The sequence below is a fragment of the Xenorhabdus indica genome, assembly GCF_014467235.1.
Classification (GTDB): domain Bacteria; phylum Pseudomonadota; class Gammaproteobacteria; order Enterobacterales; family Enterobacteriaceae; genus Xenorhabdus; species Xenorhabdus indica.
The window spans coordinates 109,059-123,972 of the sequence record NZ_NKHP01000001.1; the positions used below are offsets into that span (position 1 = coordinate 109,059).

The following is a 14,914-nucleotide window of genomic DNA, read 5'->3' on the forward strand; positions in this document are numbered from 1 at the left end:
TTGATGTCCGTTCCGACCTTGGCACTGCTATGCGACAGAGTCACCCGCTAGGTTTACATGCTTCCTGCCTAGCGGGTGACAGTGTAACTTGGTAATCACATTAATACAGATAAAATTACGTACAGATAAAAGTACATTTAGCAGCTCATTCTATTCCTCACTAAATCTATCCTTCACTAAATAAAGTGCCCCCAGTTCTTTTATGCTCTAAAGATCTTCCATAGGAAAATTTAATGAGTTTTCGAGACTTTTTTTGAGTTTTTCCGTTGGCACAAAGCGTAAAGACAAATCTCTTTTTAAACGATGAAAAATACGATCCTCTTGCTCAGTTTCACTTAGCATTCTTGATGTATTAACTAACATTTCAGCCCTTGGAATACGAATTTGTTCGTATCGACGCAAAGCAGAAATTGGGTCTGACTGCTGCCTGAATACATGCCCTAAAACAGCAGCGTCTTCGATAGCCATACCCGCACCTTGGCCAAGGCTTGTCAACATAGGATGAGCCGCATCTCCTAAAAGCGTAATTCTGCCTTTTCCCCAGAGGGGTGAGAAAGGCCTATCTTGTGCAGAGACAGAAATGATATTTTCGGCTGGAGTCTGTGAAATAATATCAGAAACAATAGACGGCCATCCTTCATAATATGTCAGGATGTCTTGATTATTACCTTGCCATTTGCGGGCCTGCTCAGTATGCATGTTTGCAGTTCCCCACCAGTATACTTCACCTCCATCTATATCAATCAAACCTATTCGTTTTCCTGCTCCCCAATAATGACCAACGTAACCAGGTGTTATCTGCGGATGTTGATAACGAGTAATAGCCAACCAACAGATATAATCGGCTGAACGAACCGGCTTATTTCCTTGGATATAGTCGCGAACAAAAGAGTAGATCCCATCAGCACCAATGAGCAAATCTCCATGTGCTTCTCTGCCATCAGCAAAACGGACAGAAATACCATCATCGCTCTCGGAAATTTCGGTGGCCTTAGCGCCGACATGGATAATATGTTTATCAAGTTGCTGTAGCAGAGCTTCCTGCAATGCTTTACGTGATATACAAACACTATCGAATCCATTAGAAGACGAGATTTCAGGTATTGGTAATTTGCGTATCAGACGATCTCGGACGTTCCTAATTTCAAAACACTTAATGGGAGCACCAAAGTGCTCCAATTTCAGATTAATACCGATAGAGGATAAAGCAGCAACAGCATTAGACATCACAGACAAACCCGAACCTGCTGTACGTAAAGTTGGAGCCTGTTCATAAACTTCAACAACACAGCCAATTCGCTGTAACACTATAGCAGCCGTTAACCCACCAATTCCTGCTCCAATGACAATCACTTTTAATTGACGATTCATACTTCCTCCGAAACCAATAAGGCTTGTTTTGTGGGTGAGAACGCCCCCATTTCTCGAAGGATTGTTTTTGCAACTTCCTCCACATAAGGCTCTTCCATAATTTCCAAATGATCACCTGACACATCAATAACATTGATACGGCCCGTTGTCTTACTCTCCCAGCCATTTTTAGGATCGCGATACTCACTTCTTACCGTATCATGCATAGAACGTAATACTTCAGGTAATGGACTCGTTGCATGTAATAACGTCATATTGATATCTGCCTTACAAGCGGCATAATCTGTAGCCGCTTTCCAATTGGTCTGATACACATCAAATAATCTTTGTACGACGGCCCGAGAACTGCCTTGTGGAATGACTCCTGTGGCAATTGCATGCTCTGTGATGTATTCGAATCGTTCCTGTAAAGAAGTGATATGCTCCGGTACAATCTGCTCAGGGAGAGTCGCTCCTTCATTAATCCATAATAATTCCCAGAAAAACCATCGCAACAGTGCTTCCTCATTCACTTTTTCCTGAGACTCCACGTTAAGAGCAACCGTATCTAAGACGAAAAGATTTGCGACTTCTTCTCCGTGCTCTTTCAACTGACGCGCCATCTCGAATGCGACAAATCCGCCATAAGACCAGCCACCGATTGAATATGGGCCATGTGGCTGGATTTGACGTATGGCCTCCAGATAATTTGTCGCTTGTTCTTGTATACTGGTCAATGGCTTAGATCCTGCGTCCACGCCGTAAGCCTGCAACGCATAGAAAGGCTGATCTTCGGGAAAATACTTCACTAACCGTAAGTAAGACAACACATTGCCCCCCATTGGGTGGACAAAAAACAATGGACGTTTATGACCCGCAGTACGCATGGGAACAAGAGGACTGAATTTTGGATAACCTCCTTTTTCCCTGACATGCACAGCTAATTGTGCGACAGTTGGGTTACTAATAAAAAGGGACAAAGGAATGCTGACACCGAAATGTTTATCTACCAAAACGACCATTCTCATGGCTGTCAATGACGTACCACCATTATCAAACAAATTTTGATGGATAGATAAACTGGGTATTTTCAATAAATCCGCAGCCAGATCACACAATACTTGTTCATAGTTGTCTCGAGGTGCAATATCTTCTACATCATTATGCCCATGGATGATCCGCATATTACGTAATGCCGTATCATCACGTTTTCCACCGGGAGTCTTAGGCAGTGATTCTAACCACTCTATTTGGGAAGGGAGCATGTGCTTAGGAAGCATGTCAGATAAATGCTGTTGTACCCGCACTGTAAATGCTTCGTTTTTATCTCCAACCAAGAATGCGACCAGAAAACCATCATTTTCACCGTGCTGTTGAACGACAACAGCAACGTCTTTTAGTACTGCATTAGCATCAGGTGTACTCAATACCGCTAATTCTATTTCCGCCAGCTCAACACGATAGCCACGAACTTTAACCTGAGTATCCTTGCGGCCTAAATAAAGAATATTGCCATCCTTAAGCTTCACACCCAGATCACCAGTACGATACAGTGGCTCATCACCGTCTTTGAGCATAATAAAGCGTTCTGCGGTTAGTTCTGGCTGACGGTAATAACCTAGCGCGACCGGTAAACCACGAGCGTAAATTTCACCTTGCTCACCAGATGCGACTTCTTCTAATTGACTGTTAAGGAGTACAACATCTGAATTGGTAATACTTTTACCAATAGGGGGAAGCGCAGGGAAGGACTGTGGAACTCCCTCCATCGTAAATGCAGTGATGACATGCGTTTCCGTTGGACCATATTGGTTCTCAAGAATACCGTTATTTATTTGACCAACAAACAGACGGATATCTTCTGTGACCCGAAGTTGTTCACCGGATGAAATAACCACTTTCAGGTTTTTTGGGTAAGTATCCAATGCGACTGCTGTTTCAGCCAATTGTTGCAGTGCAACGTAAGGCAAGTAAATTCTTTCTGTCTGGTATTTATTGATAATATGCAGTAACTGCAAAGGATCACGCCGTTCATCTTCACTAATCAGGTGTAATTCGCCGCCAGAAGTCAGTGTAGAGAAGATTTCCTGAAATGAAACATCAAAACTCAACGGTGCATACTGTAAGGTAGAACGAATATTCTTACCCGTATGCGTTTCATTCTGCCAGACAATCAAATTCGACAGGCTACGATGCGGCATTGTCACCCCTTTGGGTTTGCCCGTTGAACCTGAGGTAAACAGTAAATAAGCCGGCTGCTCAGGGACTATTTCTCTATACGGTATATGTTTATTTATATTACCGTTTGTCAACATGTCTGCCCTTATGGTCGGGACTGTCACCATGTTGAGTAATGTATCGGATTTATCATTAACAATTGCTAATACCGGCTGAGCCTGTTCCACCATTGCTTCAATACGCTGAGTTGGATAACTCAGATCTAATGGTAAGCAGATTCCGCCTGCTCTCATTACACCAATCAGTGATACAACAAGTGTCGGAGAACGTTCAAGAACAATAGCAACCGGTGTATTTTGAACAACTCCCTTAGAAATCAGTTCAGAAGCAATTTTACCGGATTCTGACCAGAGTTTTTCATAACTCCATTGCACACCATGATAACGAATCGCGATTGCATTAGGTTGCTCCCGTACGTTCTTCGCAATCATGTCCAACGTTGATATGAATTTTGAGGATGGTATTTCCTTTCTTCTTGGTGTGAGTGGCTGGCTTAGGGTTGCCGGCTGATCACCACTATTGACCATTCTGTTCAATATGGTCATATAAGTGTCCATATAAGTGTCAGCCTGCATTTGTGAGAAAACATTGCCGTCAAAATCACATCGTAAATAATGTTGGCCTGTGATGAAATCAGTCATGACATTGAACAGTATTTCAAAGTTAGTTTCTTCCCACGGATCAAACCCGATGAGGGATAAATCAGGGCCACCAAATATTTCCTTTAATATATGGAATCGAATGTAGTTAAACGCGGAACTTATTTTCGCACCTTCACCTGCTACTTGCTGGATAGCATTAAGTGGATATTTACGGTATGGAGCATGACGCTGTTCAGCACTAAATACAGAGTGGATACACTCTTTCCATGTTTTGTTCAATGCAGAGAAACGCACAGGGAGTGTATTAAGAAACAAGCCGAGCGTTTGCTCTGAATTCTGTGCATCCGGTCTTCCATGAGTGACTAATCCAGTCGCAATTTCATCCTGAGCAGTCACCTTGGCCACAGTTAAACAATGCGCAGCAAAGAATACTGATTTAATTGAAACATGCTCATGCTGTACTAAGATCTCCAGCTTTTTTTCCATTTCTTTTGGAATAATTGCCTTTTTTGAAAAAATTCGATTTTCTGGCAAACTTTCATACAATCGGTAGCTGGAAAATTGGGTTCGGGGAAGTCGATTAAACATGTTCTTCCAAAACACTTGATGTTCCTGATCTTGTAATGCATGAATTTCATCTTGTATATACAAAGCGGGTGATGGAATTACATCAGTTTCAGAAAAATATGTTCCCTCATTCAAGTAACGAAAAAAGAGTTCACGTATTAAATTGGCCACACTACCACCATCCAAAAGGGCATGATGGAAACTGAACACCATCTCTATAGTGTCTGCGGTTTTGAATAAGTTGATGTGATATAATGGCGCACGATCAAATTGGTAGTCTTGACGACTGTTTTGCTCCATGTGCTCTTTGATAATTTGTTCAGATTCAGCCAATGTCAATAAGCTGAGATCCTGAATCTCTATGGCATTATCAAGATCGATACTGTGATTGATGATTTGCAAAGGTTCGCTGAAATCGGCCAGGTTAAAGTGTGAACGAAGAACAGGATGACGTTGGATAGTCGCTGCTGCACTTTTGCGAAAGATTTCAGGTTCCCACTTTCCTTTCAGGGTATAGCGGAAAACATCTTTATAAGTGGCAAGGCTTTTACTCTGCTGGCTGTGATATATCAGGCCAAGTTGGAGTTGGGTGACAGGGAATGCATCCTCATATTGAGAAAGTGCTGCCCGCTCTTTTTCTTTGATCAGTGCGAAAGGAGATAATTCAACGGTTCTTTGAATTTCACGGTCAGAGTCAATTTGTTGGCTCAGCTCAGCTATCGTCAAATACTGTGATAATTCAGAAAGAGTGACATTTATTCCCGCCTTTTCAGCATCAGAACGCACTTTCAACATTAAGATTGAGTCACCACCTAATGTATAAAAATTATCCTGCACACTGAGTTGTTCAATCTTTAATACCCGTTTCCAAATCTCTGCTAGTTGATATTCTGTTTCTGTCTGAACATCATCATGGTGACTCAAAACTTCTGTTTCCGCCAATGCGCCAAGCGCCCCACGATCGACTTTACCATTTGGTGTAAGAGGAATATAAGGAACCTGGAAAAATTTCAGAGGAACCATGAAATCAGGTAGAAATCCCAGTAAGATTTTACGCAGTTTTTCAGAAGTAAAATTCGGGTTAATTGCTACATCATGATTAGTTATCATATAGTATGCGCAAAGATAAGTATCATCATTATTGTTCTTCTGTGGTAAAACTTCCGCCTGACTAATTCCCTGAATATGCTCAAGCGTGTTTTGTACCTCTCCCAACTCGATACGATTACCTCTGATTTTTACCTGATTATCAATTCTTCCCAAATATTCGATGCTACCGTCAGATAACCACCTTGCTAAATCCCCTGTACGATACCAGCGCTCACCTCCCTCCAAAATAAATTTTTCGTCAGTTAATTCTGGTCTATTGTGATAACCACGGGCCAATCCAACACCACTAATCTGCAACTCACCAGCGATACCGATTGATTGCCGAGTGCCATGCTGAGACATAATTCTCAGTGAAATGTTGTTGATTGGAAAACCAATAGGTACCCGCTTGATCACTTCATTATTTTCAGGAAGAAATTCAAAATACGATACATCGACGGTTGCCTCTGTTGGGCCATAGAGATTGATCAAAGCGGGTGCATTTAACCCAAAAGAGGAAAAAATATTACGGAACTGATTAACCCGTGTAGAAGGTAACGCTTCACCGCTGGTGAATACACGGCGCAGACTGGTTAATCTCTCTACTAACTCAGGTTCGGCTTCCAGAATATCTAAGAAAGGCTGGAGCATAGAAGGGACAAAATGCAATGTCGTCACATGATGTGTACTGATCGCTTTTATGATCTCTAAGGGGTCTTTGTGAGCACCCGGTGGTAATAAGTGAACAGATGCCCCAGAAATCGACCACCAAAATAATTCCCAAACAGATACGTCGAATGAAATCGGTGTTTTTTGTAGTATCACATCTGTGTTATCCAATGGATAACGTTCCTGCATCCATTCAATCCGGTTTACCACTGAATAATGATTAATCATCACGCCTTTCGGCTGACCGGTAGAGCCTGATGTATAAATCATATATGCCAGAGAATCCGCTGTAGATAAGTTGAGCTGCTTTACATTCTCCTGCGCTGAAATGTTACCTCCATCAATAATGATATAAGATGGAGCAATTAAAGACTGATTAATTTTGTCGGAGATGATGACCGTGACACCACTGTCCTTCAACATATAATCAATCCGCTCCTGCGGATAATTGGGATCTACGGGTAAGTAGGCAGCGCCTGCTTTTAATACCGCAAAGATAGCGGTTAACATATCTGTGCTGCGATCCATTAAGATGGCAACGATGTCTCCTTTCCTCACCCCCTCTTTCAGTAAAACCATCACCATATTATCGATCCGGGTCTGAAACTGAGTATAAGTAAGTGCAGGCTGACCACCAGAATTTGCGATAGCGACGGTTTCCCCGTGTAATGAAACCTGCTTATCAAATAACGTTGATAAAGTCTCTTGCTGCGAGAATTCTGTGATTGGCCCTTGCTCAAAAAGCGCCAATTGAGCCATTTCTTCTGCCGAAGAGAGGCTTACTTGTGAAACAGCTTGTGTGGGTGAGGCAATCAATTGTTTGGTAATACGCTCTAAGGAAGCTGTAAATGTTTCGAATGGATAATCATCATCGAAAACATCTGCCGCGCCGGTGATATCAACAGCGACTTCACTATTGCCCCCATAGGTATGTACGTGGATCGCGATAGCATCATTTTCATGGGCTGTTGCCGCCGCATAGATATCTTCGTTTTTATAGGTATCACGAGAAGTCGCTGTTATAGGTGAATGGTTATAAGATACAGTGACATCAAACCCTTGACGCTTTGTCGGTCCCATAGACTTAAGTAAACGCCCAAGAGGAATATGCTCAAACGTTTTTAGTTTTGTGATTTCTGTTTTAATACGAGCTGCCAACTCAATAAGGGTATCCTCTGCATTGACCTCAATAGCCAATGGCAGAGTATTAGCCCATTGACCTGCAATATTAAGTTGATTAATACGGCGGTTAAGCAACGGGATACCTATGGTTAGCTTGGTGTTATTATGTATTCGTGATAATAAAATAGTTACCGCAGACATAATAACTTGGTAGGGATTCACTCCTTGAGAAATAGATTTCTCAACATCAGCCTTAGCCAGTATATATCGATGCTGTATGAAACAAGATAAATGAGTTTTCTTTCTCCGATTAAAAAAAACGGGCTCGTGGCGTTGTGTAAGCAAAGCCAATTCTGTTATTTGTTGTTCTATTTCTGGTTTTGACAGAATTGTTTCTTGTTCAATGATTGCTGAGATATATTTCTCAGAATTGTGAGACAAACCTCTCGGATTAATTTCATTATTCTGATAGTAATCAGCAATTTTTTCTGCTAACTGGTTTATTCCCCAACCATCACAAACAATATGATGGGCACGAAGAAAAATAGCTATACCCCCATTTTTCAGATTTCGTAACAGGGCGATCTCAAGGAGTGATTTATCATCCAGATTAAAAACGCGCTCTGACCATTTTTTAAAGAGGACAGCAACATCTTCACCTTCTGCATCAATGACCTCTGCTTGATTATCGGTAATATTTTGTATCTGCTGACTTAACACACCCTCTTGTTCAATAATGCGCAATCGGCATGTCACATCATGACTAAGAACTTTATTAACTGAATAAAAAAGTTTTTCAAAGTTAATATTTTCTTTTAATATTCTTGCGATGGATATTGTGAATTGACTACTTTCTGGATTACGTTGAGATTCATAGCAAATTTCTTTTTGATACTGAGTAAGAGGTACAACTGGTAATGTGTTCATAGCTACTGACGTTCTAATTTAGAAAGCTATATTTTATTAATTACATTCTCCTCGGCACAATGCCTATTAGTTTATATTGCATTATATTTTCTCTTAAGGGTTTAATAAAACTCGGTTGATAGTGTGTGTATCGTGCAGAAATCGATCCATCAATCGCCTGCTGCTGTAATTCCATTACGGTATGCAATTTTAGTTATTACTTTATTACTCGATCCAGAGCTATAATTAACAGCTCTGGATCTTAATAAGATGTATTCTCTATTCAATAAAAGTACTTTCAATAAAAATACTATTCACTGTTCAACAAGGCCAATTCATCCGCCTATTTTCCAGAGCGCCACTTAACCATCCTGCATCACTATCAACAGGTAATGTTTCCTCTATATTTTTAAGTGCTTCAATACGCTGAGTATTACCATTCTTCATCCATCTCAGTGTCGCGACTAACCGGAATTATTCGAGATAACTCTCCACGCTGGTTATACGTACGGCAATTATGGTGTCCATCATTTACATCAATCGTGACCTTCTCTATTATCGGCTAATGGAAGACAGCCACTCAAAACGAAACCATATCTGCCGGATTAAATATACTTCTCGCTCCCAGAGCACCTTTAATCAATGGAATAACCATCGGAGAAAAGTAGGAACCCAACGGGATACTCAAGTGGTCAATGCGGGTAAGCATGGTAAAATCGTGGTTGCGTCCGGTGAGATCATCGCTGATGGCTTTGCCAATGCGCACCGTCTGCGCCACTCCATGACCACTCCAACCATGCACCATATACACTGGGACGCTGTCACCACTTTTGCGGGCATCGGTAGCACCATTCAGGGTCAGATCGCTGATCCCGCCCCAGGAGTATTCCAGTTCGGGATTTTCCAGATACGGGAACACGGTCTTGATACGATCTAATAAATAATTGTTCACATCACGCGGAGACCAAGAGTTCCCAGTGCCCTGTCCACCGAAGAGCAGACGGTTGTCGCGCACTGCTCGATAATAATCTATCTGTAACTGTGTATCGTAGACTGGCAGATCTGACGGGAGCAACTTTTTGATATCCATTGATAAAGGTGGAGTTACCGCTATATAGGTGAAAAAAGGCACTGTAGTGGAAGGACCGGAGATAAACTCACTGCTGGAACCATGTACTCCCAGTACCACCGCTTTACTTGCCCTGATAGCTCCCCGCTCAGTTTCTATAACCGTACGGTTGGCATCTTGCCTGATTTTCATCACTTTCGTACCGTCATAAACTCGTCCCCCCAGTCTGGCAAAGCCATAAATCAGGCCTCGCAGCAGCGCCAGAGGCTGAACCTGTCCACCAATGCTGTCGATATTGGCACCATGATAGATACCCGAACGCACATACTCTTCCTGCAATTCATGTGGCCCAACAATCTTTACCGTCGTATCTCCCAACTGACACCGGGCATCGGCATTAGCCACCAATGGTCCCATATGACCTGAATGTATCGCTGCTGTAATATGACCGTATTTGCGATCGCATTCAAAACCGTAACGCTCGCAGAGTTCATCCACAAGATCCATTGCTTCAACTGATGCAAAACGCCATAAACGTTTGGCTTCATTGAGTGAGAACTTCTCCAGTATAGTTTCCGCTCCCCAACGGGCTATACCGGGTGTCATCTGTCCCCCATTACGGCCAGAAGCGCCTGAACCGATGCTATCCTTTTCGACCAGAATCACATCCACCCCCGCTTCTGCAAGATGCAGCGCTGTGGAAGCCCCTAGCAACCCGCCACCAATGACTACAACTTCACAACTCTGATCTTTAGAAAAGCCACCAAAAGCTGGCCAATCAGCCAGAGCAGCCTCATAGTAGTTGGCTGGCATGGCCTTGGCCGCTACATCTCTGTGCCAGTTCCAGATACGCGGATCCAACCCCAACCGGCTGGTTCTATGCTGTGCATCCTGCAACAGCGTCGGCCGGAATCGGTCAATATGAACGGACGGATCGTCGACCGCAGTTAAGATCTGGGCGAGCAGAGATGTTGTGGGAAGTATAGATGAAAGTACTCCCCCCCCTGCGAGCGTCGCGACAGTAGAGATAAAATTTCTTCTATTCATTGTCATTTCAGCACCCCTTTAGTGATCCGGAATCACCCGTTAGCCAGAACCGGGATATTTTCTTGTGAGTGAATTCGGTTCTCTGAACTTTATTTATTACGGTCCGCCTGCCCTTTTAGAGCCGCGAGAGCCAGTAGGATAACAGTACCGACAAACGGGATAAGATGTAACAGTAACCACCGAGCGCTACAGTTAATATCGTGCAGACGGCGGGCATTTACCGCCAGTGCTGGCAAAAATGTGAGCAACAGATAGATAGCGCTGAACCACCCTATATAAATTTCGGGATTGGCAACAGCAAACAGCCTTTCCAGGAAAGAAATGATGAGAACAGCCAAGCTCTGGAACAAAATAAAATACCAAAATTCCTTACGCCGGGCTCGCCCACTGAAACAAGCATAATTCTTTAAGACATTTAAATACCAGTGCATGATTGTCCTCTCCTGTGACCAGCAAGTTCCCCCTGCTACCACGCGCATTTTGGATTTGGGGGAAAACACTGACTCACTCAGCATTACTCTTAATCTGTTAACGAAGCATGACTTAGTTAAACCCTCACTTTCCCTCTTTACAATTCAGATCGAGCAGCACAGATTTCAGAATGTTGAGCGCTTCGTCAAAAACATCATCTTGTATGGTCAGCGGTGGAAGGAAGCGGATCACGTTGCCGTGTACACCGCATGTCAACAAAATCAGACCACGTTCCAGTGCCTTCTGACGCACCGCGTTGGTAAAAGCAGCGTCGGGTTCCTGACTGTCTTCACAGTTAAACTCCACCGCAATCATCAGCCCAAGCCCACGCACGTCAGCTATCTGTGGGACACTCGACCGCAGTTCATGCAGATATTGTTTCAACCGCTCTCCCAGTTGCGTCGCACGTGTTGCCAGTTTCTCTTCTTCGATCACATCCAACACCGCATGGCCAGCCGCAATCGCCACTGGATTACCTCCATAGGTTCCCCCCAGACCGCCCGGTACTATAGCGTCCATGAGCTCTGCCCGTCCCGTTACAGCCGCCAGCGGCAATCCCCCCGCCAGTCCTTTTGCCATCGTGGTCAGATCAGCCGCAACCTCATGATATTCCATGGCAAACAGTTTTCCCGTACGTGCGAATCCAGTCTGGATCTCATCGGCAATGAGTACAATACCGTAACGATCGGCAATTTCGCGTAGGGATTTGAGTAATTCGGAAGGTGCAGAGTAGAAACCGCCCTCTCCCTGTATCGGTTCGATGATGATGGCTGCAATGCGCATGGGATCAATATCGGTTTTGAAGAGATTTTCCAGCGCGTTCAGCGTCTGTTCCACGCTGATACCGTGCTGCTCTACCGGAAACGGAACACGGTAAACATCGCTAACCAGCGGGCCGAACCCCATTTTGTACGGCACAACTTTGCCGGTTAATGACATACCAAGGAAGGTACGTCCATGAAAAGCACCGCTGAAAGCCACCACACCACTCCGCCCGGTAGCCGCTCGCGCGATCTTCACAGCATTTTCGACTGCCTCAGCCCCAGTAGTAACAAAGACGGTTTTCTTCACAAAATTACCTGGCACCAGACGGTTCAGTCGTTCGGCTAGTGCTACATAATTTTCGTAAGGCACAACCTGATGACAGGTATGGGTAAACTGTTCCAACTGCTCTCTGGCTGCGGCAATAACGCGCGGATGACAATGACCAGTATTCACCACGGCGATACCAGCGGCAAAATCAATATAGCGTTGTCCCTGAACATCCCAGATTTCGGCATTTTTCGCGCGTTCAGCATAAACTTGTGTGGTTACGCCAACGCCTTTGGCGATAGCCGCGCTGCGCCTTTTAGCTAACATAGATTCAGTCATAAGAAAAAATCCTGATTAATCAGAAGAATGGACTTCAGCAGACAGCACCTTGTGTGATTCAGTGTGTGGTGACGGCAAGATCACCAGACGCAATGAAGGCACTTCACCTTCGGCCGATCGGTTAATATCTTGGCTCTTCAATAATGAACCTGAACGCACTCCCGGCACAGTCGAAGTCACAACACGTGCATCATCATTAATAATCAATGCTGGCTTACCGATAGCGCCCAAAATCGGCAGAAGTAACCGATCCAACGTCGACACCAGCATATCCACTGCTGCAACACCGACAAACTCCTCACCAATAAGCACTGGATGAGCTATCGTAATCGTGTAGGCACCATTGCAGACATAATCCACATAAGGGCCGTCAATGATAGGTAGATGGCGACTGGCTGGCTGACGAAACCATTCAAATAATCGGAAATCCAAACGCTTACGCTGTTCCTGATTGTGCTCCAATTGTGCATATTGAATGATATTCCCTTCCTGACGCCACCACTCCAGCGTCCAGTACCCTTTCTCTTCCCCAATCGCTTCTGTTACCGTATAGCTGGCAAATCCCGCCCCATTACACCAAGTGTTGTTATGCAATACTTCGTGGATATGTTTTTGTAATGCCCCGCGCTGCTCCTGCGCCAATCGGATACCTTTCGTATGATATAACGGCAATTCCAATAAAATACGCGCTGTCTTATCCGCTAAAGCTGCGGTGGCCTGCTGCGCTGCGACCAAGATATCGTTCAGGATGTTCTTGGCTCGCTCTATGTGTATGTCGTTGTACATATGCCTCCCTCTTTCCTGGGATGAATGCAGCCGCGTTACTCGCGATCAGATCTCTACAGTAATGACGCATCAGTATCCATACGAAATTTGCATTCAAGCAGGTGGTCGGTAATTCGGGTAATCATCTCCTGTGCCAGTCGGTAACAAGCGAGGTCATCCCCCTTATACAGAGCCGCCAAGAGTGTACGCCAGGCGGCAGCAACTTCGTTGTGAATGGCAGCCTCTCGGTACAGAAGCTCCATCAAAGGGGCCCATTCGGCTTGAATCTCCAGTTCCTGATTAGCAAGCCTGGCTGACTGTGCCTGAGATGCCAGAGTTAGCAGACAGCGCATATCTGTCTGTATACGGGCATCAGGTTGTATCGCGGCCGCAAAACTGTCGATTAGTTGCTCAAGTTTTCTCAGTTCACCCGTCGTTGAACGTTGGGCCGCAAGCCTCGCACTGTGGCCAATCACAGCACAGTGAAACTCACTGAAATCCGCCAGTTCACCCGAAGCTATCAGCCGCAACGGGTGATATTTCCGCATTATCTCAACGGAAACCTGGCACACAAAACTACCACCATGACGTCCGCGCCGTGTCTCAATCAACTGCCTGGCACGCAGTGTGTTCAGGGCGTCACGAACGGTGACCGGTGATACACCTAACAACCGCGACAGCTCGTTTTCATTAGGTAGCTGTTCATCGGTTTGTAATATACCGGAGATGATCGCGTTACTTAAACGTTCCACAACCTGTTCGGTCCGGGTCGCCTGATCAAGTGGTGCATAGACGATGGAATATGCTGTCATTCTCTAATTCCTGATCGTAATAACACGGGATTTCAGCATGTCTGCAAACAACGCTAAAAAATACCGTGGGGATGCAACGCTTGGGCATCTTCTGGTACTGGGGTGATCGCATCCCAAAGTTCAGCCACCTGGCCGTTCTCAATACGCCATAGCTCAAAGTAACTGTGACGTGCTCCAGCAATACTTCCCTCCGAATGAGTCAGAACAAACTGCCCGTCAGCGACTGTACGGTGGATTTTTGCATAATGCAGGCCCTTTCCTTCCTCTCTGAGTTGCTTAAGAAACGCAATGACCGCAGCCGTACCATCGGGAATATCGGGGCTGTGCTGGCGAAACTTCTCACCATTGGAGTAGTTACCAAACTCATCATAGTGTCCTTCGATCAGGGTTCGCGTGAAAAAGTTAACCACCAGTTCACGGTTTTTCTCCCTGTCATGGCTATAGCCCGTTTCAGTCGGGCCATCTAACTGAGTTCGGCCACTGGCGTTGGGTGCGGACTGCGGTACTAAGCCATCCCAATGCTCCACAATTAAACCATTGGCAACCCGGTACAGATCAAAACCGACCAACGGCTGATCGTCTAATCCCGTAAAACGCCCGTGGATAGCAACCAGATCACCGTCCTGTAGTACACGATAGGTTTCATGGTGTAGTTCAGGATGTGCCTGGACCAGCTCCCGCAATCCGGCAAGACCATCTTTGACCAACGGCGAATGCTCAATGAAATTTGGCGCAAAATAACGCTCAAGCGCCTCCACATCACGGTTAGTAAACAACTCGTGTTGCGCGTGCGACACCAGGTCGCGTGGAGATCTAGTTTGATTCATTGTGGGTGT

Annotated in this window: 9 protein-coding genes; all 9 read right to left on the reverse strand. The window is 44.7% G+C overall.

All coding sequences use genetic code 11. The features are described 5' to 3' along the window. Positions 1-207: 207 nt before the first annotated feature. Positions 208-1,371, reverse strand: a complete 1,164-nt coding sequence (locus Xind_RS00380) for an FAD-dependent monooxygenase (protein WP_047680054.1) — start codon at positions 1,369-1,371, stop codon at positions 208-210. Beyond that, positions 1,368-8,564: an amino acid adenylation domain-containing protein gene (locus tag Xind_RS00385; protein ID WP_187649234.1), complete on the reverse strand. Its 7,197-nt coding sequence runs from the start codon at positions 8,562-8,564 to the stop codon at positions 1,368-1,370. The genes Xind_RS00380 and Xind_RS00385 overlap by 4 nt, the downstream gene beginning before the upstream one ends. A 300-nt stretch (positions 8,565-8,864) precedes the next feature. Then, entirely contained in the window at positions 8,865-8,990 is a 126-nt protein-coding gene (locus Xind_RS21985) for a hypothetical protein (RefSeq protein WP_276511035.1), read from the reverse strand. A gap of 133 nt (positions 8,991-9,123) precedes the next feature. Then, positions 9,124-10,665: an NAD(P)/FAD-dependent oxidoreductase gene (locus Xind_RS00390; protein ID WP_187649235.1), complete on the reverse strand. Its 1,542-nt coding sequence runs from the start codon at positions 10,663-10,665 to the stop codon at positions 9,124-9,126. A gap of 83 nt (positions 10,666-10,748) precedes the next feature. Next, a complete protein-coding gene (locus tag Xind_RS00395; RefSeq protein ID WP_047680058.1) occupies positions 10,749-11,090 on the reverse strand; it encodes a DUF805 domain-containing protein in 342 nt (113 codons plus the stop codon). 124 nt (positions 11,091-11,214) lie between these two features. Next, complete coding sequence (locus Xind_RS00400) at positions 11,215-12,501, reverse strand: 4-aminobutyrate--2-oxoglutarate transaminase (RefSeq protein ID WP_187649236.1); 1,287 nt, start codon at positions 12,499-12,501, stop codon at positions 11,215-11,217. A 15-nt stretch (positions 12,502-12,516) separates the two neighbouring features. After that, positions 12,517-13,287: a cache domain-containing protein gene (locus Xind_RS00405; protein ID WP_047680061.1), complete on the reverse strand. Its 771-nt coding sequence runs from the start codon at positions 13,285-13,287 to the stop codon at positions 12,517-12,519. A gap of 53 nt (positions 13,288-13,340) precedes the next feature. Further along, on the reverse strand, positions 13,341-14,078 hold the full coding sequence (locus Xind_RS00410; RefSeq protein ID WP_187649237.1) for a FadR/GntR family transcriptional regulator: 738 nt from the start codon (positions 14,076-14,078) through the stop codon (positions 13,341-13,343). A gap of 53 nt (positions 14,079-14,131) precedes the next feature. Beyond that, a complete protein-coding gene (locus Xind_RS00415; protein WP_187649238.1) occupies positions 14,132-14,905 on the reverse strand; it encodes a nuclear transport factor 2 family protein in 774 nt (257 codons plus the stop codon). Positions 14,906-14,914: the final 9 nt, after the last annotated feature.

Bases quoted from the DNA above. Each gene is read 5' to 3' on its own strand.
- Xind_RS00380 (WP_047680054.1), bottom strand. From the start codon at position 1,371: ATGAATCGTCAATTAAAAGTGATTGTCATTGGAGCAGGAATTGGTGGG.
- Xind_RS00385 (WP_187649234.1), bottom strand. From the start codon at position 8,564: ATGAACACATTACCAGTTGTACCTCTTACTCAGTATCAAAAAGAAATT.
- Xind_RS21985 (WP_276511035.1), bottom strand. From the start codon at position 8,990: ATGAAGAATGGTAATACTCAGCGTATTGAAGCACTTAAAAATATAGAG.
- Xind_RS00390 (WP_187649235.1), bottom strand. From the start codon at position 10,665: ATGACAATGAATAGAAGAAATTTTATCTCTACTGTCGCGACGCTCGCA.
- Xind_RS00395 (WP_047680058.1), bottom strand. From the start codon at position 11,090: ATGCACTGGTATTTAAATGTCTTAAAGAATTATGCTTGTTTCAGTGGG.
- Xind_RS00400 (WP_187649236.1), bottom strand. From the start codon at position 12,501: ATGACTGAATCTATGTTAGCTAAAAGGCGCAGCGCGGCTATCGCCAAA.
- Xind_RS00405 (WP_047680061.1), bottom strand. From the start codon at position 13,287: ATGTACAACGACATACACATAGAGCGAGCCAAGAACATCCTGAACGAT.
- Xind_RS00410 (WP_187649237.1), bottom strand. From the start codon at position 14,078: ATGACAGCATATTCCATCGTCTATGCACCACTTGATCAGGCGACCCGG.
- Xind_RS00415 (WP_187649238.1), bottom strand. From the start codon at position 14,905: ATGAATCAAACTAGATCTCCACGCGACCTGGTGTCGCACGCGCAACAC.